At 64.3% G+C, this 23832-nt stretch carries 22 protein-coding genes and 1 pseudogene; 4 read left to right on the top strand and 19 right to left on the bottom strand.

The genetic code is table 11. The features are described from left to right. The first annotated feature begins 38 nt into the window (after positions 1-38). Positions 39-1604 (top strand): sugar ABC transporter ATP-binding protein, encoded by a 1566-nt coding sequence (locus CK222_RS00815; protein ID WP_095799445.1) that lies wholly within the window; start codon positions 39-41, stop codon positions 1602-1604. Continuing rightward, positions 1601-2596, top strand: a complete 996-nt coding sequence (locus tag CK222_RS00810; protein WP_067323934.1) for an ABC transporter permease — start codon at positions 1601-1603, stop codon at positions 2594-2596. The genes CK222_RS00815 and CK222_RS00810 overlap by 4 nt, the downstream gene beginning before the upstream one ends. A 142-nt stretch (positions 2597-2738) precedes the next feature. Here CK222_RS00810 and phnN read toward each other — a convergent pair whose 3' ends face one another. The 9 genes from phnN to CK222_RS00765 all read right to left on the bottom strand — a co-directional run bounded on the left by phnN (position 2739) and on the right by CK222_RS00765 (position 12417). Continuing rightward, on the bottom strand, positions 2739-3365 hold the full coding sequence (gene phnN / locus CK222_RS00805) for a phosphonate metabolism protein/1,5-bisphosphokinase (PRPP-forming) PhnN (protein WP_176477541.1): 627 nt from the start codon (positions 3363-3365) through the stop codon (positions 2739-2741). After that, positions 3362-4501 (bottom strand): alpha-D-ribose 1-methylphosphonate 5-triphosphate diphosphatase, encoded by a 1140-nt coding sequence (locus tag CK222_RS00800; RefSeq protein WP_095799079.1) that lies wholly within the window; start codon positions 4499-4501, stop codon positions 3362-3364. Before CK222_RS00800 ends, phnN begins: the two co-directional genes overlap by 4 nt. 30 nt (positions 4502-4531) lie before the next feature. Next, positions 4532-5239 (bottom strand): DUF1045 domain-containing protein, encoded by a 708-nt coding sequence (locus CK222_RS00795; RefSeq protein WP_095799078.1) that lies wholly within the window; start codon positions 5237-5239, stop codon positions 4532-4534. A 149-nt stretch (positions 5240-5388) separates the two neighbouring features. Next, positions 5389-6201: a 5-deoxy-glucuronate isomerase gene (iolB, locus tag CK222_RS00790; RefSeq protein WP_095799077.1), complete on the bottom strand. Its 813-nt coding sequence runs from the start codon at positions 6199-6201 to the stop codon at positions 5389-5391. A 13-nt stretch (positions 6202-6214) separates the two neighbouring features. Beyond that, positions 6215-6427 (bottom strand): hypothetical protein, encoded by a 213-nt coding sequence (locus tag CK222_RS00785; RefSeq protein WP_067003268.1) that lies wholly within the window; start codon positions 6425-6427, stop codon positions 6215-6217. 63 nt (positions 6428-6490) lie between these two features. Next, complete coding sequence (gene iolE / locus CK222_RS00780) at positions 6491-7405, bottom strand: myo-inosose-2 dehydratase (RefSeq protein ID WP_095799076.1); 915 nt, start codon at positions 7403-7405, stop codon at positions 6491-6493. Positions 7406-7578: 173 nt separating this feature from the next. After that, positions 7579-9429, bottom strand: coding sequence for a 3D-(3,5/4)-trihydroxycyclohexane-1,2-dione acylhydrolase (decyclizing) (iolD, locus tag CK222_RS00775; RefSeq protein WP_095799075.1), 1851 nt, complete (start codon positions 9427-9429; stop codon positions 7579-7581). A 52-nt stretch (positions 9430-9481) separates the two neighbouring features. After that, a complete protein-coding gene (gene iolC, locus CK222_RS00770) occupies positions 9482-11416 on the bottom strand; it encodes a 5-dehydro-2-deoxygluconokinase (RefSeq protein ID WP_095799074.1) in 1935 nt (644 codons plus the stop codon). A gap of 155 nt (positions 11417-11571) precedes the next feature. Further along, a complete protein-coding gene (locus CK222_RS00765) occupies positions 11572-12417 on the bottom strand; it encodes a MurR/RpiR family transcriptional regulator (protein ID WP_067323921.1) in 846 nt (281 codons plus the stop codon). A 152-nt stretch (positions 12418-12569) separates the two neighbouring features. On the opposite strand from CK222_RS00765, the gene CK222_RS00760 reads away from it, so the two are divergent. Then, positions 12570-13679, top strand: a complete 1110-nt coding sequence (locus CK222_RS00760; protein WP_095799073.1) for a Gfo/Idh/MocA family oxidoreductase — start codon at positions 12570-12572, stop codon at positions 13677-13679. Between the two features lie 12 nt (positions 13680-13691). Here the strand turns inward: CK222_RS00760 and CK222_RS00755 are convergent, their stop codons facing one another. Beyond that, positions 13692-14393 carry a YafY family protein gene (locus tag CK222_RS00755; protein WP_095799072.1) on the bottom strand — a complete coding sequence of 234 codons (702 nt, stop codon included), beginning with the start codon at positions 14391-14393 and terminating at the stop codon, positions 13692-13694. 127 nt (positions 14394-14520) lie between these two features. On the opposite strand from CK222_RS00755, the pseudogene CK222_RS00750 reads away from it, so the two are divergent. Then, positions 14521-15157 (top strand): annotated as a pseudogene (locus tag CK222_RS00750) (LysE family translocator). Positions 15158-15179: 22 nt separating this feature from the next. On the opposite strand, the gene CK222_RS00745 reads toward CK222_RS00750, so the two are convergent. The 9 genes from CK222_RS00745 to CK222_RS00705 form a co-directional block, all read right to left on the bottom strand. Then, entirely contained in the window at positions 15180-16271 is a 1092-nt protein-coding gene (locus tag CK222_RS00745) for a 3-deoxy-7-phosphoheptulonate synthase (protein WP_095799071.1), read from the bottom strand. Positions 16272-16557: 286 nt separating this feature from the next. After that, positions 16558-16980 carry a type II toxin-antitoxin system VapC family toxin gene (locus tag CK222_RS00740; RefSeq protein ID WP_095799070.1) on the bottom strand — a complete coding sequence of 141 codons (423 nt, stop codon included), beginning with the start codon at positions 16978-16980 and terminating at the stop codon, positions 16558-16560. Next, the gene (locus CK222_RS00735; protein WP_095799069.1) at positions 16977-17243 is read right to left on the bottom strand and encodes a type II toxin-antitoxin system Phd/YefM family antitoxin; all 267 of its coding nucleotides are present in this window, start codon (positions 17241-17243) and stop codon (positions 16977-16979) included. Before CK222_RS00735 ends, CK222_RS00740 begins: the two co-directional genes overlap by 4 nt. A 160-nt stretch (positions 17244-17403) precedes the next feature. Next, positions 17404-18198 carry an SDR family oxidoreductase gene (locus tag CK222_RS00730; RefSeq protein ID WP_067002874.1) on the bottom strand — a complete coding sequence of 265 codons (795 nt, stop codon included), beginning with the start codon at positions 18196-18198 and terminating at the stop codon, positions 17404-17406. A gap of 31 nt (positions 18199-18229) precedes the next feature. Next, positions 18230-19222: an inositol 2-dehydrogenase gene (iolG, locus tag CK222_RS00725; protein ID WP_095799068.1), complete on the bottom strand. Its 993-nt coding sequence runs from the start codon at positions 19220-19222 to the stop codon at positions 18230-18232. Between the two features lie 83 nt (positions 19223-19305). Further along, positions 19306-20076, bottom strand: coding sequence for an ATP-binding cassette domain-containing protein (locus CK222_RS00720; protein ID WP_067003269.1), 771 nt, complete (start codon positions 20074-20076; stop codon positions 19306-19308). A 2-nt stretch (positions 20077-20078) separates the two neighbouring features. Then, positions 20079-21155, bottom strand: coding sequence for an ABC transporter permease (locus tag CK222_RS00715; RefSeq protein WP_095799067.1), 1077 nt, complete (start codon positions 21153-21155; stop codon positions 20079-20081). Positions 21156-21335: 180 nt separating this feature from the next. Next, a complete protein-coding gene (locus CK222_RS00710; protein ID WP_067002877.1) occupies positions 21336-22277 on the bottom strand; it encodes a sugar ABC transporter substrate-binding protein in 942 nt (313 codons plus the stop codon). A 368-nt stretch (positions 22278-22645) separates the two neighbouring features. Next, the gene (locus CK222_RS00705; RefSeq protein ID WP_095799066.1) at positions 22646-23677 is read right to left on the bottom strand and encodes a LacI family DNA-binding transcriptional regulator; all 1032 of its coding nucleotides are present in this window, start codon (positions 23675-23677) and stop codon (positions 22646-22648) included. Positions 23678-23832: the final 155 nt, after the last annotated feature.

Genomic DNA, 23832 nt, shown 5'->3' with positions numbered 1-23832 from the left:
TCTACCGGCTGCCGATAAGCGCGATGAACAATGGCGTGATGAATTATTCCGACCCATCCATCGTCCAATCCGCTCCGTTCCTGAGCCTCGAGGCCGTGCGCAAGACCTATCCCGGCGTGGTGGCGCTGGACGGGTTCTCGATGGAGGTCAGGCCGGGCGAGGTGATCGGCCTGGTCGGCGAGAACGGCGCCGGCAAATCGACATTGATGAAGATCCTCGGCGGCGTGACGCGGCCGGACAGCGGCACCGTCACCGTCGACGGCGTCGCGCATGGCGGCTTGACCGTGGAAGCCAGCATCGGCTCCGGCATCGCCTTCGTGCATCAGGAGCTCAACCTGTTCGAAAACCTCGACGTCGCCGCCAACATCTTCTTCGGCCGCGAGCCGCTCAAGGCCGGGCCGCTGAAGCTGGTCGACCGCGCGAAACTGCGCGAGATGGTGGCGCCGCTCCTGAAACGCGTCGGCGCCAATTTCTCGGCCGACGCGCCGGTCGCCTCGCTGTCGCTGGCGCAGCAGCAGATGGTCGAGATCGCCAAGGCGCTGTCGATCAAGGCGCGGCTGGTGATCCTCGACGAGCCGACCTCCAGCCTGCCGATCGCCGAGACCGAAAAGCTGCTCGACGTGATCAAGGGACTGCGGGCGGAAGGCATCAGCGTCATATTCATCTCGCACCGCCTGCACGAGGTCGAGCGCGTCGCCGACCGCGTCGTGGTGCTGCGCGACGGCATGCTTGCCGGCACGCTGCCGAAGAGCGACATCAATCACGACCAGATGGTCAAGCTGATGATCGGACGCATGCTGAAGGAGCGCGAGAAAGCCGCGGAGGCGGGTCGCGCGCCGGGCGGCGTCGCACTCTCGGCGACAGCGGTGCGCACCAGCGCCTATCCCGACCACCCGGTCGACCTGGAGCTTCGGCGCGGCGAAATCCTCGGCCTTGCCGGGCTGGTCGGCTCCGGCCGCACGGAGCTCGCGCGCGTCCTGTTCGGCATCGACGAGCGGCTCGGCGGCAGTGTCGCGCTGGACGGCAAGGCGCTCAATGTCGGATCGGCCGCCGATGCGGTGGCGAGCGGCATCTTCCTGGTACCCGAAGACCGCAAGCTGACCGGCATCCTGCTCGACCTCTCGATCGCACAAAATATTTCGCTGCCCAATATGCCGGCGCATGCGAAGCGCTCGCTGGTGTCGACCAGCGCGGAGCTCGCCACCGCCGAGAAGCAGAAGAAGGATCTCGGCATCAAGGCGCCATCGGTCCTGACCCGCACCGGCACGCTGTCCGGCGGCAACCAGCAGAAGGTGGTTCTGGCCAAATGGCTGGCGATGAACCCCAAGGTGATGATCCTCGACGAGCCGACGCGCGGCATCGATATCGGCGCCAAGGCCGAGATCTACGCGCTGATGCGGGCGCTGGCCGATGCCGGCGTCGCGGTGCTGATGATCTCCAGCGACATGGAGGAGGTGATCGGCGTCTCGGACCGCATCGCGGTCATGCATGAGGGGCAGATCTCCGGCATCCTCGACCGGGACGATTTCAGCCAGGAGAACGTGCTGTTGCTGGCGGTGGGCAAGAAGCCGAAGCTGGCGCAAGCCGCGGGAGGAGCGCAATGAGCAAGAAAGACCTCGGCCTGCTGGTCCTGATCCTGGTGGTCGGCGCGGTGGTCACGGCTATAAATCCGCGCTTCCTGTCGACGATCAATCTCGCGAACACCTCCAACCTGGTCGCGCTGTTCGGCATCCTTTCGATCGGCCAGGCCTTTGTCATCATCACCGGCGGCATCGAGCTTTCGGTCGGTTCGCTGATCGCGCTGCTCGGCACGCTGTTCATCGACTTCATCGCCGTGCGCGAGATGGACTGGCCGTTGGCCTTCGTGCTGATCATCGTGCTCGGCGCCATCATCGGCTTCGTGCATGGCTGGCTGATCACGCGGCTCAAGATGCAGCCCTTCGTGGTGACGCTTTGCGGCCTGCTGATCTACCGCGGCGTCGCCCGTTTCTACACCGCCGACGGCACGGCGGGCTTCGCTTTCGGCCAGAATTTCCCGGATCTCGAATTCCTGACCGCCGGCCGCTCCGGCGGGTTGCCGAATTCCTTCATCGCGCTGATCGTGATCGCCATCGTCATGTGGGTGGTGCTGCACCGCTCGGTGTTCGGGCGCTATCTCTATGCCATCGGCAAGAATGAGGAAGCGGCGAAGTATTCGGGCATCCGCACCGGACGCGTGGTGATCGCGGCATACGTGATCTGCGGTGTGCTGACGGCGCTGTCGGCGATCTACTTCGCCATGTACACGCGCTCGATCTCGCCGGCGAGCCACGGCCAGTTCTATGAGCTCTACGCCATCGCCGCGGCGGTGCTCGGCGGCTTCTCGCTGCGCGGGGGCGAGGGCTCGCTCGTAGGCGTCATCCTCGGCACCGTGCTGCTGCAGGAACTGCAAAACCTCGTCAATCTGCTCGGCATCCCGTCCTCACTGAACTTCGCGGTGATGGGCGGCGTGATCCTGATCGGCGTGCTGGTCGACCAGCAGTGGGGTGTGTTCCGCGCCCGGCGCCGGATGATGGAGGCGTCGCGCCGGAACGTCGCCGGCGCGCCGGCGGAGTAGCTTCCCTCGTCCGATCTCGGCAGGCAGCGGGGCAGATTTCAACTTCGCGTGCTGCACACATTTTTTGGACGTTGGCGCCGACATCAACAAGTCTCGGCCCAACCTCCCACTCGCAAGCCGGCATCACCTGAATCAATACACCTCAGATCATGTCCGAAAGGTCCGAAAACGCCATCGCCTTGCGCAGCACCTCGGCGAAACGGTCGCCGGCGATCTCTCTGGCGCCGCTGTTGTCGATGGAGGTGACATCCAGCCCGGAAAGCGTCACGCTGGTGCTGCGCGCCAGACGCGCCAGCACCTCGCCGCGCGATTCACGGCCGCGCGCCGCCAGCCGCTCGGCGAGGATCTCCGGCGCAGCGGTGATCTCGACCACCGCCAGGTTGGCATAGCGCTCACGCAGCAACGGGATGACGGCACGGGAGACGTTGGCAACGGCAACATGACCATTGGCGATCGCCCAATCGACATCGGCCGGCAGGCCATAGCGCAGGCCGTGCGCGTCCCAGCAGATGGCGAAGGCGCCGTCCGCTTCCGCCTCGGCGAAGGCGGCGTCGGCCAGCGTATCGTGGTCCTCACTGGCGGAGTCGCTCGGACGGGTGATGACGCGGCGGACGAACTCCAGCCGCGTCTCGCCGGCAAAATGCGCCTTGGCGTAGCCGATCACCGTGTCCTTGCCGGCGCCGCTCGGCCCGACCACCGCGACGAACACGCCGTTGCGGATCGGAAGGGTCTCGGTGAGCTCTCGTTCGATCAGCGCAGAAACCATCATGCGACGCGCCTGCCCTGACGCCAGACGTTGCGCACGACCGGCACATGCTGGTCGACGCGCACGCGCACGAGGTCGGCGCGCCGGCCGGGCTCGATGACACCGCGATCGCTAAGGCCGACCGCTTCCGCCGGGTTCTTCGAGACCATGGCGACCGCCTGCGGCAGCGAAATGCCTTCCACGACATCGCCGAGGAAGAAGGCGGACTGGATCAGGCTGAAGGGGATATAGTCGGACGACAGGATGTCGAGCAAACCGTCGCCGGCAAGCGAGCGCGCCGACACATTGCCCGAATGCGAGGAGCCGCGCATGACGTTGGGCGCGCCCATCAGCACGCCGAGGCCTGCCGCCTTCGAGGCCCTCGCCGCCTCCTCGGTGGTCGGGAATTCGGCAACGCGCACGCCCTGCTCCACCGCCTCGTCGACATGGCCGGCCGTCGCATCGTCGTGGCTGGCAAGCACGATGCCGCGCTCGCGGCAGGCGGCGGAAATGAAGACGCGGTTCGGCCCGGAATACTTGGCCGATTCGGCCATACGCTTCGCGCAGAATTTCTGGAAGTCGCGGTCGGTGAGCTTCAGCTTGCGCTGGTAGTAGTAGGCGTAGGTCTCGAGATCGACGAACTGGCGCTGGCCCGGCGCGTGGTCCATCAGCGAGGCGAGCTTCACCCTGTCGTCGGTCTCAAAATTGGCGAAGGCCTCGAGGCAGTCCGGCGCCGAGACCTCGCAGCGCAGATGGATGAAGTGGTCGGCCCTGAGCCGATCCTGGCGCACGCTGTCCTCGATCGCGTCGGCGAGCTTGCGCACGTCGTCGGACTTCAGGTCGGCATCCTCGTCCATGCCGACACGCAAGGCGTCGAGCACCGTGGTGATGCCGGCGGTCGCCACCTGCGCATCGTGGGCGAGCACGGCGGCGATCGGGTTCCAGCGCACTTTCGGACGCGGCGCGTAATGGCCTTCGAGGTGATCGGTGTGCAGCTCGACGAGACCCGGGATGATGTAGTCGCCGCCCATGTCCTCGCCGGTGCGGGCCGCACCCGGCTCGATCGCGGCGATCAGCCCATCGCGCAGCAGCAGCGAGCCCGCGACGATCTCGTCGGGCAGCACGATGCGGGCATTGTTCAAAACGGTCTCGGCGGTCATTTCAGCAGTCCTATCTCAGGCGGGCGGACATCAGGCGGTTTTTCTGGCCGGGCCGCGTCCAAGCACGTGGTGCGAGAGCACCATGAAGGGCGCGCCCGGTTCGGTTTCGACGAACAGCGTCAGCGCATCCACCGGCACCGGCCGCTGCAGCACATCCGCGAACAGGCTGTCGATTGCAGCGCGAAGGCGCGGGCTTTCCTGTGGCCCGACCCGTCCGGAGAGCGTCATGTGGAAGCGGAACGTCTCGAAGACGTAGGGATAACCCCACTGGCAGAGGTTGCGGAACTCATCCGGCTTCAGCGAGTCTGGGCTGCGGCGCTCGATCTCGGCCTCGGTCAGCGGCGCGCGGAAGCGGTCGAAAGCGCGCACGACCTCGCCGGCGAAACTGTTGAGTGGCTCGAAAGGACTTCCCGGCACCAGCGCGAAAAAGCCGTCGATCTGGCCGACGACCAGACGCGGGACGACGACTGGTGCCGTGGCCTCGGCGAAATCGTCGAGCGCTGCCCGCAGCGAGGCTTCCGTTTCGCTGGGCGCCAGCCGGAACGGCGCCTTCAGCGTCGCGTGGAACCCATAGCGCCGTGCCGAGGCGGTGTGGAAGGCAACTTCCGCCGCCGACAGGTCACCCACACCCTCGACCGGCCGCGTCGGCGCGCCGAACGGGTCGCGCCCCAGCCAGTTGGCGGCGATCCGCGCCAGCGGCTCATCCTGCCTCGGGGTAAAGTAAATGGCATAGCGCATCGAAAATCCTCGTCAGACCGCTGCCATAGGTGATTTCCATGACGGATTGACGAAGCTTTCATGGGTTTTCGAAGGCAACCCAGGCTCCGGCGGTCCTTAGCCGACGATTTTCCCGAACTGGACCAACAGGTTGAGGGCTATGAAAAATCTTACGCCTTCATCAGCCACTCATGCTCGGCGGCGTTGTGGAATTTCCATGTCCGCTTCGGGCCGGCCATGACATTGAGATAATAGAGATCATAGCCGTGGCAGGCCGCACACGGGTGGTAGCCCTTGGGCACCAGCACGACATCGCCGTCCTCGATCGCCATCGCCTCGTCCAGGTCGCGCACGCCATTTCTGTCGGCGTCGGTGTAGACGCGCTGGAAGGCGAAACCCTGCGGCGGGTTGAGGCGGTGATAATAGGTCTCCTCGAGATAGGACTCGGCCGGCAGATTGTCCTGGTCGTGTTTGTGCGGCGGATAGCTGGAGGTATGGCCGCCGGGCGTGATGACCTCGACCACCAGCAGCGAGTCGGCCGGCTTGCCCTCGGGCAGGATGTTGGTGACGTAGCGGGTGTTGGTGCCCTTGCCGCGCACTTCCTGACCGAGATCGTCGGGCGCAATGACGCGAGCGGGCAGGCTGCCGCCAAGACCGGGCGCCGAGCAGACGGCAAGCTCCAGCTCGGTGTCGGCGGTCACCAACCAGTCGGAGCCTTGCGGCACATAGACCGACCAGGGCTTGCCTTCGAAGGGCGACATGCGCTCGCCGAGCAGGCCGAGATCCTTGCCGCCGGCCGCAGCCTTGCCCTTGCCGGTGACGAACACCAGGCAGACCTCGCGCTCGCCCGTCTTGCCGGCGGCCGTCTCGCCCGGCCGCAACCGGTGGAGATCGAAACCCACGTAAGTCCAGCCCGCGCTTTGCGGGGTGACGTGGGCGACGTGGCCGTGGCCCTTGTCGGCCTTGACGAGCAGTTTCGACATTTTGTCTCCTGGATCATTCCTTCGGCTCGGCCGGAGGCTTGGGCTCCTCGGCCGGCTTGTAGAGGTAGAAGAACTGCCACACCGCGTAACCGGCGAAGCCGAGCGCGATTACACCCCAGAATGGCGTGCCGGAGGCGAATTCGATCACCGACCAGATTAGGCAGACGGCAACGACGGCAATGCGCCGCCACAGCGGTCGGAAGAAGGGGTGCTCATAGTCTTTCATCGCGCCAATCCGGGACTTGTCCAAACGCATCAGATAGACCGAGCGGCCGGACGAATCCACCGTTTACGCCGGGAAGCCCTGCGTCTCCACCGTATAACCGGCGGCCGTCATCACCCGCATCAGCTCCTTGTGGCCGACCTCAGCCATCCTCAGCGGCGGGTTCTTTTTCGGATCCTGCTCGGCCTCGACCACGAACCAGCCTTCATAGCCGTAGTCGGCGAAGCGCTGGACGATCGCGCCGAAATCGAGCGAGCCGTCGCCGGGCACGGTGAAGGCGCCGAGCGCGACGGCATCGAGGAAGGACTGCTTCGTGCGGTCGAGCCCGTCGATCACATTCATGCGCACGTCCTTCACATGGACGTGGTTGATGCGCTTGTGGTGGTTGTCGATGGCGCGCAACACATCGCCGCCGGCGAAGGCGAGGTGGCCGGCATCGAGCAGCAGCGGGATGCCCTCGCCGGAATGATGCATGAAGGAATCGAGTTCCGGCTCGGTCTCGATCACGGCCGCCATGTGATGATGGTAGGAAAGCGGCATACCCTGGTCGGCGCACCATTCGCCGAATTCGGTGACGCGGCGGCCATAGGCCTTCATCTCGTCGCCGGAAAGCCGTGGCTTGGTGGCAAGAGGCTTGGAGCGGTCACCCTGGATGGAGCGGCCGACCTCGCCATAGACTATGCAGGGCGCGTTGACCGCCTTGAACAGGTCGATCATCGGCTGGATGCGATCCTTGTTGCTTGCCAGGTCCTCATCGACCAGCGTGCCGGAGAACCAGCCGCCGCAGAGCGTGACGTCGGCCTCTTTCAGGATCGGCAGCATCACCTTCGGGTCGTTGGGGAAGCGGCGGCCCATCTCCATGCCGGTGAAGCCGGCCGAGCGCGACTGGCGCAAACACTCCTCCAGCGACACATCATCGCTCAATTCCACGAGATCGTCGTTCCACCACGCGATGGGAGACATGCCCAGTTTGGCTTTCAAGTCGTCACTCCAGGTTCGGATCGTTCAACTTTCGCTCATCGGCGCTGCCCTCATCCGCCTACCGGCACCTTCTCCCTGGAAATGACGGGGAGAAGGGACAGGCTTCAGCGGTGGCGGCCCCCTGCTCCCCGTTCTTCACGGGGAGAGGGCAAGGGTGAGGGGCAGCGCCAGCTTCAATCACCTAAGCTCTGCATGAGCTTTTTCTCGTCATACGCCTTGCGCGCGGCGTTCACCTGCGGCCGCAACGAGACTTCCGGCACGGCAACATCCCACCAGTGGCCGCCGGCCTCGGTCGACACCAGCGGATCGGTGTCGATGACCAGCACGGTGGTCTTGTCGTTGCCCTTCGCCTTGGCGAGCGCCGTCTCGAGTTCAGCAATCGAGGCCACCTTCTCGGCGACGGCGCCGAGGCTGGCCGCATGGGCGGCGAAGTCGACGTCGGGCATCACCTCGTGGCGAGCGTCCTTCAGGAGATTGTTGAAGTTGGCGCCGCCGGTCGCCATCTGCAGCCGGTTGATGCAGCCATAGCCGCGATTGTCGAGCAACACGATGGTGAGTTTCAGGCCGAGCATCACCGACGTCGCGATCTCGGAATTGAGCATCAGATAGGAGCCGTCGCCGACCATGACGACGACTTCCTGGTCGGGTTTCGCCATCTTGACGCCGAGCCCGCCGGCGATCTCGTAGCCCATGGTCGAGAAGCCGTATTCGGCGTGATAGGAACCGGGCGCGCCCGCTTGCCAGAGCTTGTGCAATTCGCCGGGCAGCCCGCCGGCGGCATGCAAAAGCGTGACGCCCGAGCCCATCGCGCGCTGCACGGCGCCGATCACCTGCGCGTCGGAAGGATAGGCGGCGTTGGTCGAGGCCGTCACCTTGGCGGCAGCAGCCTGCCATTCCGTCTTGCCCTTCAGCGCACTGTCGGTCCAGGCGGTCGGCGCCTTCCAGCCCTTCAGCGCGGCGGAAAGCTCGGCGAGCCCTTCGGTGGCGTCGGCAACCAGCGGCAGCGCCCAGTGCTTGCCGGCATCGAAGACCTGGGTATTGAGCCCGATGATGGTGCGGCCGGCATTCTTGAACAGCGCCCAGGAGCCGGTGGTGAAGTCCTGCAGCCTGGTGCCGACGGCAAGAACCACATCGGCCTCTTCCGCCAGCCGGTTGGCCGCTGATGTGCCGGTGACGCCGACGGCCGCCATGTTGAGCGGATGATCGTCGGGCAGCGAGGATTTGCCGCCTTGGGTCTCGCAAACCGGAATGCCGGCGCCCTGCACCAGCTTGGCCAGCTCTCCGGAAGCCTGCGAATAGAGGACGCCGCCGCCGGCGATCACCAGCGGCTTCTTGGCGTTCTTCAGGGCCGCCACGGCGACGGCCAGTTCGTTGCGATCCGGGCGCAGCCGGCGCGGCGTCCAGACGCGCTCGGCAAACAGGCTTTCCGGATAATCATAGGCCTCCGCCTGCACGTCCTGGCAGAGCGAAAGCGTGACCGGGCCGCATTCGGCCGGATCGGTCAGCACCTGCATGGCGCGGTTCAGCGCCGGGATGATCTGCTCCGGCCGCGTGATGCGGTCGAAATAGCGCGAGACGGGGCGGAAGCAATCGTTGACGCTCGCCGTGCCGTCGGAGAAATCTTCGGCCTGCTGCAGCACCGGGTCGGGCAAGCGGTTGGCGAAGATATCGCCCGGAAGCAGCAGCACCGGTAAGCGATTGACGTGGGCGAGCGCCGCAGCCGTCACCATGTTGAGCGCGCCGGGGCCGATCGAGGTGGTCGCGGCCATGAAGCGGCGGCGGAAATTCGCCTTGCCGTAAGCAATCGCCGCATGCGCCATCGCCTGCTCGTTATGGGCGCGGAAGGTCGGCAGCTCGTCGCGGACCTGGTAGAGCGCCTCGCCGATGCCGGCGACATTGCCGTGGCCGAAGATCGCCCAGACGCCGCCGAAGATCGGCACCTTCTTGCCGTCGATCTCGGTCATCTGGCGGCTGAGAAAGCGGGTCAGCGCCTGCGCCATCGTCAGGCGAACGGTCTTGGTCATTGTCGTTTTCCTCCGGCTTTCCCTGTGCCGCCTAATATGCTGCCCGTTCTTCTTATGCTGCTTTGCGGCCGCGCGCTGCAAGCCATGCCTCGGTCAATTGCTCGAAGCGCGAGGCCATGTCGGCGACAGCCTCGTCATCCGAGATCTTGCCGGCCAGCCATTGTTCGGCGGCATTGACAAAGATGGTGCGACCGACGGCAAATCCCTTGACGATGGGCGCATTGGCGGTGGCGGCAAAGGCGGCGACCAGCTCATCCTGCGGCGCCTCCAGACCGAGCAGCACGACGCCGCGGCACCACGGATCATTCTTGACGATCACCTGCTCTATCCTGGCCCAGGCGCCTGCCGAGGCCTGCGGCTCGAGCTTCCACCAGTCGGGCTTGATGCCCAGCGCATAGAGTTCTTCAAGGGCGTGCGGAATGGTGGTGTCGTCGAGCGTGCCGTGCTTGCCGGCGATGATCTCGACGAGCAGTTCCCTGCCGACTTTCCGCGCCGCCTCGAACAGGGTCCGCAGTTTTTGCTGCTGCTCTGTCTTCAGCGCCTCCGGATCATCCGGATGATAGAAGCAGAGGCACTTGATGCAATGGTCGACCGGCCATTCGGTGAGCTGCGAGCCGATGTCCTGCGAAAACTCGAAGCGCAGCGGCCGCGATCCGGGCAGCTCGACCGGCCGACCTAACCAGGCAAAGGGATGGCGGGCGAACTCGAACATGGCATCGCGGCCGTATTTCTCATCGATCAGCATGCCGTAGCCGTCGCGACCGGCGGCGACCTTGGCCGCCGCCTTGACGGTGAGCACCTTGAAGTCGGGGATGCGCGAGACATCTGCACCGACCCTGGCCGCGACATCTTCCAGCTGGACGCGGTGGTCGCAAGCGAGCGCCATCAGCGAAGGGATGTCGCGCCGGCGCGTCGTCGCCCAGTGGATGTGGTTGATCGCCTCGTCCTTGCGCAGCGCCAAGTGCTTGCTGCCGTGCTTCAGAAAGAACTCCAGCTCCTCGAAGGTGGGATATTCCGGCGCGCATAGCAGGCGCGACACGGCGAAGGCGCCGCAGGCATTGGCCCAGGTCGCCGCCGTGGCAAAGCTTTCGCCGCCGAGCCAGCCGCGCAGGAAGCCCGACATGAAGGCGTCGCCGGCGCCAAGCACGTTGTAGATCTCGATCGGGAAGCCCTCGCCGACGATACCGTCCTCGAGGTCGTCGCTGATCGGCCCGTCATAGACGATGCAGCCTTTGGCACCGCGCTTGAGCACGATGGTAGCGGCCGACAGCGTGCGGATCGTCTTAAGCGCGCTCAAACAATCGTCGGCGCCGGAGGCGATCATGATTTCCTCCTCGGTGCCGACGATGAGGTCGCAATCGGGCAGCACCGTCTTCAGCTGCGCCGAGACCCGGTCCGACTTGACGTAGCGCTCAAAGCCCTCGGCATGGCCGGCGAGCCCCCAGAGGTTCGGGCGGTAGTCGATGTCGAAGACGACCTTGCCGCCCTTGGCCTTCATCAAACGGATCGCCTTGCGCTGTGCGGCATCCGAGTTGGGACGCGAGAAATGGGTGCCGGTGACGACCACGGCGCGCGCCGAGGCGATGAAAGCCTCGTCGATGTCCGCTTCGGCGAGCGCCATATCGGCGCAATCCGAACGATAAAAAATCATCGGTGAGACGCCTTCGTCCTCGACGGAAAGCAGCACCAGCGCCGTCAGCCGTTCCTTGTCGGTCTTCAGGCCGTCGACCGAGACGCCCTCACGCCTGAGCTGCTCGCGGATGAAACGGCCCATCTGCTCGTCGCCGACGCGAGTGAGCAGCGCCGAGCGCAGGCCGAGCCTTGCCGTGCCAACGGAGATATTGGCCGGGCAGCCGCCGACCGACTTGGCGAAGGAGGTTATGTCCTCCAGACGCGAGCCGATCTGCTGGCCGTAGAGATCGACAGAGGCGCGGCCGATCGTGATGACGTCGAGCGGCGGATATTTCGCTTCCACGGCTTCGCCCATTCGAACCTCCCATCGGCTTTGTTGTGCAGAGCAGCGTCGTTTTGAGCAGCACGCGCGAACGGCGGCGTGACACCGTCAATATGAAATAATAATTCCAATCCATAGTCAATATGGAATGAGTGTTCCCTGATGGAAAAACGCCCGTTCGGGGCCGCTCAGGCCTTGCGCTTGCGGCCGGCGTCGCGCCGCTTTTCGCCGACGGCAACGGTCAGCGCCATGGCAAGCGCCATCGTCGCCGACAAAGAGCGGAAGCCGCCGAAATCGGATTCGGCCACCTCGAACCAGACCTTGGCGAATTGGGCGAGCGGCGAGAACGAGCTGTCGGTGATGGCAACGATCGGCACGCCCTGCTCGGCGATCGAGCGCGTCTCCTCGATGGTCGCAGGCGCGTAAGGCGAGAAGCTGATGGCGATGACGGCGTCGCGCGGCGTGGCGAAGCCGATCATCTCGGCATTCAAGCCCGCGGCCGACTCGATCAGTTGGTTGCGGATCTTGAGCTTGCCAAGCGCGTAGGCGATGTAGGAGGCGACCGGATAGGAGCGGCGCTTGGCCAGCACATAGATCGTCTCGGCCTTTGCCAGCAGCGTGATCGCCTGTTCGAAATGCGCATCGTTCAGCGCGCGCGAAATGTCGCTGAGCGAGGTGCTGGCGGCAGCGACGAAGCCGTCGAAGATCGCCCGGTGTCCGGCGCCTTCCTCGGCCTTGGCGCGCAGCGCCGCCAGCCGCTCGTCATAAGACGAATTGCGTTCGCGCAGCCGCTCGCGAAACACCTGCTGCAGGCTGGTGAAACCGTCGAAGCCGAGCTGCTGGGCGAAGCGGATCAGCGTCGAGGGCTGGACGCCGGCGGAAGCCGCGATACTCGCCGCCGTGCCGAAGGCGATGTCGTCGGGATTGTCCAGCGCATAGGCGGCGATCTGCGCGATGCGCTTGGGCAGACTGGTGCGCCGCTCCAGGATCGTCGTGCGCAAGGTCTCGAAATCGCGAGGCACCCGTCCGTCCATCGTCGCTCCGCCCACGGCCATGCTGGTGTTCCCTCTCCTGCCTCATCATAGCGGTTTCGCGCAAGAACACCATAAAAAATGATTTGGACGTTCCATTCTCGGCTGAAATGGATTAATTCATCCATGCGAATTCTTCCGCGGAGACAATCGACATGGTCGGAGTGGGCCTCATCGGCACGGGCTTCATGGGCAAGTGCCACGCCATTGCCTGGAACGCGGTCGGCACCGTCTTTCCCGATGTCGAGAAGGCGAGGCTGGTGCATCTGGGTGAGGTCAATGACGAGCTTGCAAAGCGCAAAGCGGCCGAGTTCGGCTTCACTCGAGGCTCGGGCGACTGGCGTGCCGTCGTCAACGATCCGGAGGTCGATGTTGTGTCGCTGACCACGCCCAACCAGTTCCATCCGGAAATGGCGATCGCCATCCTCGACGCCGGCAAGCACCTGTGGTGCGAGAAGCCGATGGCACCGAGTTTTGCCGAGGCCGAGGCGATGGCAAAGGCAGCGACCAAATCCGGCAAGGCTGCCGTGCTCGGCTACAACTACATTCAGAACCCGGCCATCCGCCATATCGGCGCGTTGCTCGAGGAAAAGATCATCGGCGACGTCAATCTCGTTCGCATCGAGATGGACGAGGATTTCATGGCCGATCCCGAGGCGCTGTTCTTCTGGAAGCATGAGGCGGCTTCCGGTTATGGCGCGCTCGACGATTTCGCGGTGCATCCGCTGTCGCTGATCAAAGTGCTGTTCGGCCGCGTCGCTCGCGTCATGTGCGACATGGCGAAACCCTATGCCGACCGGCGCGTCGCCTCCGGCGGCCGCCGTGCGGTCGAGACCTACGATATCGCCAGTGTTCTGATGCATCTGGAGAACGGTGTCGCCGGTACGCTGCTGGTCAACCGCTCGGCCTGGGGCCGCAAGGGCCGTATCGCCCTCCAGATCTTCGGCTCGAAAGGCTCGATCCTCTACGACCAGGAGCGAATGAACGAGTTCCAACTTTATCTGACCGCCGACCGGCCGACCGAGCAGGGCTACCGCACGATCCTGCTGGCGCCGCACCACAAGCCCTACGATTCCTTCGTGCCGGCGCCCGGCCACGGCCTCGGCTTCAACGACCTTAAGATCATCGAATGCCGCGAGCTTTTGATGCGGATCGCCGGCAAGCCGGCGCGGACCATCGACTTCGACGAGGGGCTGGAGATCGAGCGGACCGTGCATGCGATGGCGCGTTCGTTCCAGGAACAGCGCTGGGTGGATGTGAGGTGAGCTGGCTCCCCTTCAGGTGCCGGCGGCGGCTGCTGCATTGATCTCCCAGCCGTCCACCCAAACCTGCCGCAGTTGATCGCCTTCGCCTTTGAACCATAGGCCGGTCGGCTGGCAATCCTCGATGCGGTCGCTGCGGAAATTGCGGATGGCCTGGCGCAGTTCGCACCAAGCGACGATGTTGGCGGTCTCGGCGTAGTAGATCAGCGCGATCGGACGGACGATACGCTGTGTGTCGCGGCCGGCTTCGTCGCGGTAGGCGAGGTCGAGCTTCTCCTCGTCGCGGATGGCGCGGCGCACCAGCGCCAGATCGACCGCCGCGGCCGCAGGCGCAAAACCCCAGGCATGAAGTGCGTTGGCGTCGAGCGTCTGGCGCAAGGGCGGCGGCACCGCGCCGGCGATCTTGGCGCCGACGCGCTTTGCCGCCTGCTTGAGCTCGTCATCGCCGGTGCGTTCCAGCAGCGCCAGCGACAGCACGATCGCCTCCATCTCCTCGATCGAAAACATCAGCGGCGGCAGGTCGAAGCCGGGGCGCAGGATATAGCCGATGCCGCGCCCGCCCTCGATCGGCACGCGCATCGCCTGCAGGGCTGCGATGTCGCGATAGACGGAGCGCACCGTCACTTCCAGTTGCTCGGCAATCGTCGCCGCGGTCACCGGCTTCTTGGCCAGCCGCAGGATCTGGATGATTTCGAACAGACGCGAGGCCTTGCGCATTTTTCCACTCGATCGTAACGCAACTGACACACCCCCGTCAGTTGGGACGACCTATAGGGCCGCGCATCGGTTTGAAAATCAACAGATTCCTCAGCGTCCTTGGCGGGCACTGCGACAGGCAACTGACATGAGTTACACGGAAAATCTCTGGCTATTCTTCATCCTGCTGTTCGGCATCATCGCCGTTCCAGGCATGGACATGCTGTTCGTGCTGGCCAATGCGCTGACCGGGGGGCGCGACAGGGGGCTGGCGGCGACCGGCGGCATTATGCTGGGCGGCGTAGTGCATACGTTGAACGGGGCGATCGGCGTCGGGCTGCTGATGCATTTCGTGCCGGTCCTGTTCAAGCCGCTGCTGATCTCCGGCGCCGCTTACATGGCCTATATCGGAATTTCGCTGATGCGCAGCTCGATCACCGTCAGCGATGAAGGGCCCCGCCGGCAGCCGCTCCGCCTGGAAAGCCTTTCGCCAGGGATTGGTCACCTGCCTGATCAACCCCAAGGCCTATCTGTTTATCCTTGCCGTCTATCCGCAGTTCCTGAAGCCGGCTTACGGTCCGATCTGGATGCAGGCGACCATCATGGGACTGCTGACTGTCGTCACACAAGCAGGAATCTACGGCGGCCTCGCCATCACCGCCGGGCGCAGCCGGGCGCTTCTGGTCGGCAATCCGCGGGCAACGGTCATTGCCGGCCGTGCGGCCGGGCTGCTTCTATTCGCGGTCTCGGTATTCACCGCATGGGAAGGGCTGAGGGCGGCGTGAACGCCGCCCTCAGCCAGGGTTGTCAGGCGGCGCCCTGACGGGTGGCGAGCAGTTCGCGCTTCACCGACCGGCGCCACTCGACGGCGCCGGCAAGACCGTGCAGCACCGTTTCGGTGGTCGCCCAATCGATGCAGCCGTCGGTGATGCTCTGGCCGTAGGTGAGCTGCTTGCTGGGCACGACGTCCTGACGGCCGGCGACGAGATTGCTCTCGATCATGACTCCGATGATGCGCTCGTCGCCCGCTGCGACCTGGCCTGCCACGTCGTGCGCGACTTTCGGCTGGTTCTCCGGCTTCTTGCCGCTGTTGGCGTGGCTGACATCGATCATCAGGCGCGGCGCGATGCCGATGCGGCCGAGCTCCGCGGCGGCCGCGTCGACGCTTGCCGCGTCGTAGTTCGGCGCCACGCCGCCACGCAGAATGACATGGCAGTCTTCGTTGCCGGTCGTCGCCGCGATCGCGCTGCGGCCGCCCTTGGTCACCGCCATGAAATGATGCGGCTGCGCAGCGGACTTCACCGCCTCGCCGGCGATTCTCAGATTGCCGTCGGTGCCGTTCTTGAAGCCGACCGGGCAAGAGAGGCCCGACGCCAGCTCGCGGTGGATCTGGCTTTCGGTCGTGCGCGCGCCGATGGCGCCCCAGGCGACGAGGTCGGCGATGTATTGCGGCGTCGTCATGTCGAGGAATTCGGTCGCCGCCGGCAGGCCGAGATTGTTAACGGCGGAAAGCACGTTGCGCGCCATCCGCAAGCCTTTGTCGATGTTGAAGCTGCCGTCGAGGTCAGGATCGTTGATCAGGCCCTTCCAGCCAACCGTGGTGCGCGGCTTCTCGAAATAGACGCGCATGACGATCTCGAGCCGGTCGGCCAGGGCCTCGCGCAGCGCCGCCAGACGGCTGGCGTAGTCCACGGCGGCGACCGGATCGTGGATGGAACAAGGGCCGACGATGACGACCAGTCGATCGTCGGCCCCGGTCAGGATGGAATGGATGGCGTTGCGTGACGCAGCAACGGTGCGCGTCGCCGTGAGCGAGCGCGGTATCTCGCGCAGCACGTCGTCCGGCGTGCTCAGGACTTTGAGTTCCTTGACCCGTAGGTCGTCTGTGGTGGTCAACACGGCTTTCTGCTCCTGGTTAGGAGACCTGCCGGCTGAAACGAAAAAGCCGCCAGGTCTGGCGGCTTTTCGGATTAGATGCTGCAATCTTCAGATCGAGCGCAATCCTCCCACCGCCAGCGAGCTACCGTAGCTAAAGTACCAAAACGAGGCGGTCAGGTGGATCATGCGGCTCATATAGTCGATGCCGAGGCGCTTGTCACGTCCTCATGAAAATAAGCATTTGCTTGGTTTGCGCCGTGCTCCGTGGCCTCGGGAAAAAAGAGAGCATCATGCAGCGGTTCACGGTTCATGCAGACCATGGATCGAAAAGTTCGATTGCAAAGCCTTCGAAATCCTTCGAATTACGCGTTGCCAAGGTGAGCTGCTTCGCAATCGCGGTGGCGGCGATCAGACCGTCCATCGACGACAGACCGCGACCGCGGCGCTTGGCAAGGCCCATCAGGTCGCCCCAGGCCAGGGCAACGGCTTCGTCCACCGGCAAAACCCTTTGCTCGAAGCGCTGCGGCAAATCTCGAGCGAGCCATTCGGCCAGTGCCTCTCGTTTGCGGCCCTCATCCATGAGGGCAACGCCGCGCCGGATCTCGGCGATCGACACGACGCTGATGAATGATCGATCCTCATCAAGCCCGTCCAGCCACTTTAGAACGCCTACATCCGGCGCCGGCCTCGTCACCTCGGACAGGACATTGGTATCGAGCAGAAGCCTCAAAGCGGCTGATCACGCGGTTCGTCGGGTTGACGCTCAAGGTCGAGATCGGTGCCGCGCAGCGGCGACTCCAGGAGGAACTCCGCAAGCGTTCCTTTGCGGGCGGTCTTTCGCCGCCATTCCTCTGCAGACACCACGACCACGCTTGGTTTGCCGTTACGGGTGATCGTCTGAGGCGAAGATTGCGCCCGATCTATAACCTCCGAGAGCCGGGCTTTTGCCCCAGCGACCGTCCAGCTCGTGTCTTCTTTGGGTCCGGGCAGCATCTCAATCTCATGACTATTCTGACCATCTTGACTATATCGGAATAGTGATGCTGCGGCAACAGGGGGCCTTCAGGGGCCGGCTACCTGTGGGCGCACGGGCTGATCACATCTGCACCCATAACAGCCCGGCCTGCTTCTGGCGTAAGGCTGCTCGTTGGCACTACTCCCCGATCACGCCAGCTATATTTTGATCATAGTCGACCAGCGAGCCGGTCATGACGCCGGCCTGCGGGCTGAGCATATAGGTGATCAGCCGGGCGAGCTGCGCCGGCTTCACCAGCTGGCCCATCGGCTGCGCGGCCTCGGCCTTTTCCAGCCAGTCGTCCGGCGCATCGTGCCACTTCTTCTGCACGATCGCCTCGCCCTCGGTGTCCATCCAGCCGGGCAGCACCGCGTTGCAGCGGATGCGGTTTTTCCGGTAGGAGCTGGCGACGTTCTTGGTCAGCGTCATCAGCGCGCCCTTACTGGTCGAATAGGGCGTCAGGAAGGACTGGCCGGCATGCGCCGACATCGACAGCACGTTGACGATCGAGCCCGGCGCCCTGCGCTCCAGGAGATGTGCAACGAGGCCCTGCATCAGGAAAAAGGGGCCGCGCACATTGGTGTCGAAGATCTGATCGAAAAGCTCTTCCGATGTCTCGACCAACGAGCCGCGGGCCGAAGTGGCGGCGGCGTTGACCAGCGCGTTCAAGGTGCCGAAATGCGCGAGCGCCGTTGCGACGGCGCGCTTGCAGTCGGCGACCTTGGCGACATCGGCGCTGATGAAGATGGCGTCGACACCGTTTTTTTTGAGCGCTGCGACCGCCTTGTCGCCCTTCTCCTGCGAGCGGCCGACCAGCGCCAGCGCGCGGCAACCCTCGTCGGCCAAGGCTTCCGCTACGGCGAAGCCGATGCCCTGCGCGCCGCCGGTGACGATGGCGCGCGTTTCTGAATTGCGACCGGCTAGACCGTTCATCGCTCTGCTCCTGTAATCGATTTCAAAACCTTCAGGCGACGCGGACGGTCTTGCCCGTCTTGGCAGACTCCAAGGCCGCATCCGCCAGCTTCAAGGCGACCAGCCCGTCCTTGCCGCTCGGCGCCGCCTTCTTGCCGGCAGTCGCGGCGGCGATGAAGGAAGCGATCTCGTTGGCGTAGGCTTCGATGTAGCGGGTCATGAAGAAATCGTGCAGCGGCGGGCGGGTGTAGCCCTTGTCATTGGCGAGCTCGATCGACACCGGCCGCTGATTCTCGGCCGCAACCATGCCCTTCGAGCCGTGCGCCTCGATGCGCTGGTCATAGCCATAGGTGGCGCGGCGCGAGTTGGAGATGACGGCCTGCTTGCCGGACGCCGTTTCCAGAATGACGCTGACGGAATCGAAATCGCCCGCTTCGCCGATCTTCTTGTCGACCAGCACCGAGGCGTGCGCGCTGACCGCCACCGGCTCTTCGCCGAGCAGGAAGCGCGCCATGTCGAAATCATGGATGGTCATATCGCGAAAAATGCCGCCGGATCGCGCGATGTAGTCGAGCGGCGGCGCGCCCGGATCGCGCGAGGTGATGGTGACCATCTCGACATCGCCGATGGCGCCGTCGTCGATAGCCTTGCGGACGGCGGCGAAATGCGGGTCGAAGCGGCGGTTGAAGCCGACCATCAGCGTAGCGCCGGCCTTGTCGACCACGGCCAGGCACTGCTCGACGCGCTTGACGTCGAGGTCGATCGGCTTCTCGCAGAAGATCGCCTTGCCGGCCCTGGCGAAGCGTTCGATGAGGTCGGCGTGAGTGTCGGTCGGCGTGCAGATGATGACGGCGTCGATGTCCTTGGCCTGCTCGATGGCGTCGATGCTGCGCACCTCGGCCCCATAGGCGGAGGCAAGCTCCGTCGCCGCTTTCTCGAAGGCGTCCGCCACGGCCACCAGCTTGGCCTGCGGGTTTGAGGCTACGGCGCGGGCATGCACCTTGCCGATACGGCCGGCGCCGAGAAGAGCGAAGCGGAGAGTCATGGAATGTCCTTTGAGGGTGGTTCTAAAACGTGTCCGCGCCGGCCGGCGCGGACGATTTGGTCTGGTCCCGTCGTGGCGCCTGGTCAGGCGGCCTGAAGCTCCGCCTGCCCGGTCTTGGCGCCGGTGATGTAAGCGACGATGTCGTTGCCGTCGGTGTCCTGCTTGCGCAAATTGGCGACGATGCGGCCGCGCCGGAAGACGACGATGCGGTCGACCAGGTCGAAGACCTGGCGCATGTTGTGGCTGATCAGGATCAGCGGCTCGCCGTTCTCCTTCAGCGTGCGGATGATGTTTTCGACCTGCGCCGTTTCCTGCACGCCGAGCGCTGCGGTCGGCTCGTCCATGATGATCAGCTTGGAGGCGAAGGTTGCGGTCCTGGCGATCGCCACGCATTGGCGCTGGCCGCCCGACATGTGGCGGATGGTGCTGGAAAGGTTCGGAATCTTCACCGCGGTGCGGATCAGCGCCGCCTCCGTCGCCCTGCGCATCGCCTTGCGGTCGAGAATCGAGAAGGGGCCGAGGTTGAAAAGCACCTTCTCCCGGCCGAGGAAGAGGTTCGACGGCACGTCGAGGTCGTCGGCCAGAGCCAGGTTCTGGAACACGGTCTCGATGCCGGCCTCGCGCGCCTCGATCGGGCCGGCGAAGTTCACTTCCTTGCCGTCGAACCAGATCTTGCCGTCGGTGCGCTGCTCGACGCCGGTGATCTGGCGCACGAAGGTCGACTTGCCGGCGCCGTTGTCGCCCATGATGGCGACATGCTCGCCCTTGCGCAGCTCGAAATTCGCCTCCTGCAGCGCGTGAACGCCGCCATAATGCTTGGTGAGGTTTTCGGTCTTCAGAACGATATCGGACATGGTCAAGCTCCTATCGCCCGGCGGCGCTGGCGCCATTGATCGAGAACGACTGCGCCGACGATGATCACGCCCTTGACCATCTCCTGATAGTAGGCGTCGAGGCGCAGGAAGGTGAAGCCGGAGATGATGACGCCGAAGATCAGCGAGCCGATCACCGTGCCTATGATAGACCCGCGGCCGCCCGAGAGCGAGACGCCGCCGATGACCGCCATGGCGATGGCGTCGAGCTCGTACATCACGCCCATGCCGGCCTGGGCAGTGAGGTTCTTGGAGGAGAGCACCACCGCGGCGATCGAGGCGAGGATGCCGGCAATCACATAGACCAGCACCTTGTGGTTGGCGATCTTGATGCCGGACATGCGCGCGGCGTCCTCGTTGGAGCCAATGGCGTAACAATGCTTGCCGTATCGGGTGTAGCTCAGGATGAGCTGGAACAGGATCGCCAGTGAAATGAAGATGATGACCGGCATCAGCCCCTTGCCGATGGCCGCGAAGCTGTCGGTCGGGAACGAGATCGGTTGGCCCTTCGACCACCATTTGGCGATGCCGCGCGCCGTGACCATCATGCCGAGCGTGGCGATGAACGGCGGAATGCGGGTGTAGGCGATCAGGGCACCGTTGATCAGGCCGGCAATCAGCCCGCAGCCGATCGCGACCAGAAGCGGCACGATGACCGGCAGGTCGGTCCAGCCATAGGCGATGAACATCGCCTTGGGGTTGGGATTGCCGTTGACGGTCGCAACCTGCGCGAAACTCATGGCGATCATGGCGGTGGCGCCGACGATCGAGCCCGAGGACAGGTCGATGCCGCCGCAGATGATGACCTGCGTGACGCCGATGGCTATGATGCCGACGATCGACACCTGCAGGATGATGATCTGCAGCCGCTGCTCGTTGAAGATAGCATCGACGTTATCGCGGGTGTTGAAGAGGAAGCTGTCGCCGAGGAAGACGCGGCCGATCAGCTCGAATGCGCCGACCAGGATGACCAGCGCCAGAAACACGTTGAACTCGGCAGGCCAGGGGCGCTTCTTGGCGTCATAGCTCAGCCCGCCAATGCCATGCGATGTCTGTGACACGTCTTCTTCCTCCGAATGACCGCGCCCGCTCTCCCGCCCGGTCGGGCGGGAGAAGGAAGGGAGCGACGCTGCTCTGTCTGCAGCCGATTTCAGCCAACTCGATGCGTCGGAGCGCCGCTCCAGGGTTTGTCCTCACGCAAGTCCGTATGGAAAACTTCCTGGAATTGCGTTGGCGCGGCGTCAGTTCTTCTTCAGGAACTTGTCGATGTTCGCCGGCGTCACGAGCTGGAAGGGGATGTAGACCTTGCGCTCCACCTTCTCGCCCTTGGAGAGCTTCAGCGCCGCATCGAGCGCGCCCGCGCCTTGGCCAGCCGCATCCTGGAAGACCGTGACGTCGAGATCGCCCGCCTGCATCGCGGCCAGCGCGTCCTGGGTTGCGTCGACGCCGCCGACCACGACCGACTTCATGTCGATATTGGCGGCCTTCATCGCCTGGATGGCGCCGATGGCGCTTTCGTCATTGTTGGCGATGACGCCGTCGAACGGCTTGCCGGACGACAGCCAGTTGGTCATCAGGTTCTGCGCTTCGTCACGCTTCCAGTTCGAGGTCTGCTTGTCGATGATCTTGATGAAGTTGCAGTCCGGCGTGGCAATCACTTCATCGATATCCTTAGTGCGCTGCACCGCCGCCTGATTGGATAGCTCGCCCATGATCACATAGACATTGGCTTCCTTCTTGCCGGCTTCCTTGAACAGCCGGCAGATTTCCTTGGTCTCGAGCGTGCCGGACTCGGCCTCATTGGACGCGACGAAAGCCTGGTTGTCGGGCAGCTTGTCGACATTGACCGGCTCGCGGTTGACATAGACCAGCGGGATCTTGGCCGCGGCCGCCGCATCCGACATCGCCTGGGTGGCCGAAGTGTCGACCGGGTTGACGATGATCGCGTCGACGCCCGAAGCGGCGAAGTTCTTGATCTGGTCGAGCTGCTTGGCCACGTCGTTCTGCGCGTCCTCGACCTGCAGTTCGACGCCGTCCATGCCCTTGGCCTGGGCGATCATGCCGTTGCGCAGCACCGTCAGGAAATTGTCGTCGAAAAGAGCCATCGAGACGCCGATCTTGGCGGCGAAGGCGGACGAACACATCAGCGCCGAAAGCGCGACGCCCAAAAGCAGTTTCTTCATTTTAGTTTCTCCTCCACTTGGTGTCCGGCTGCACCGATTGAACCGGAATCCCCGATGTTACCGGGGAATCTCTCCCATGGCCCTTCCGGCGGCGTTTTCCTCGCATAATGGAACGCCTGGTCCTCTGTTTGAAACAGATGTTCCGGAACGAAAGAACCAAAATACCCAGTTGGTGAAATATTTATTCCATTTCGCTTACAGCCGTCAAGGGAGATTCGAAATGGGCGTGCCGGTTTTTCGATGAAGACAAGCGTGCAGCGCCCTCGCGGCCGGGCATGCAAACGTTCTGCGGCGGACTTCCGGGCAATTTCACGGCGCGAAAGAATTCCATCAGCCTGATGGATCACATCATTCCGACGGGAGGCGGCTTAGATGTTTTCCGGCAGATAGATGTCGAAGGGGAGAAAAGTCTGGCCGGGCGCATTGGCGGCGCCGGTCTCGATGGCATGCGCCATCAGCCCGACAAGCTCGCGGCAGAGCGCCGCCAGCGGGGTCGAGATCACCATGGTCAGGATGTTGTCGGCAAGTGCCGCGCGCGACTCCGCATTGATCTCGTTGCAGACGACCACCGGCATATGCGCCGGCTTCGCCGCCCTCAACGCCGCGACCGCGCCCTCCATGCCGCCGCCGGCGACGTAGCAGCCGGCAAGGTCGGGATGCCGAGCCAGAAGCTCGAGCATCGCATCATGCGTCACCTGGTTGGCCTCCAGGTTGACCAGCGTCTCCATCACAGTGAAATCCGGCGCATGCTCGCGAAAATAGGAGCGGAAGCCGATCTCGCGCAGCTCGTGACCATGAAAACGGTGGCTGCCGACGAAAAGCGCGACCTTGCCTGGCTTGCTGGCGGCCTTGGCGATCATCCAGGCCGCGGTGCGTCCGACCTTGCGGTTGTCGAGCCCGACATAGCCTTCACGGATGCCGGCGGCGAAGTCGGAGAGCAGCGAAAAGACCGGCTGCCCTCGCGCCTTCAGCGCCTCGACCACCGCCGTCAGGGTGGGATGGTCCGGACCGACCACGGCGATGGCCCTGGATTTCGCCGCCAGCTTGCGCATCTGGGCGGCGATCTCATCGGGCGCCAGCGAAGCGGCGAAGTCGATCGTCGCAGTGCCCCGGAAACGTTGCGATTGCGAGACGGCAAGCTCCAGCTCGCGGGCGAAATCGCCGTAGAAAACGTCATTGCCGCGTAGCAGCAGGAAGCCGAGACGATATTCGGGCAACTCCTGGCGCATGCGCTGCCTGATCAGGCCGGCGGCGTGATAGCCGATGTCGGTCGCCGCCTCGTAGACGCGACGCGCCGTCTCCTCGCGCACCGGCAGGCGATTGTTCAACACCCGGTCGACCGTGGCGACGCTGAAGCCTGAAACGCGCGCGAGATCGGTGATTGTCGGCCGCTTTGCCATGAGTGCTCCATCGCTTGCCCGACTCAGATTAGCCGAATCTGATAGAAAATGATAGAATCTATCTTTGTGACATTGAGGCTATCATGACTTGGCGCTATGGTGAAGTCGAAGCCAGCCATGGGCGAGGCGCGGCATTGCCGAGGGCCCTTCGCCAG

It is taken from the genome of Mesorhizobium sp. WSM3866 (assembly GCF_002294795.1).
Taxonomy (GTDB): Bacteria; Pseudomonadota; Alphaproteobacteria; order Rhizobiales; family Rhizobiaceae; genus Mesorhizobium.
Note: the sequence above shows the minus strand (reverse complement) of the source record. Positions and strands in the feature narration are given on the sequence as shown.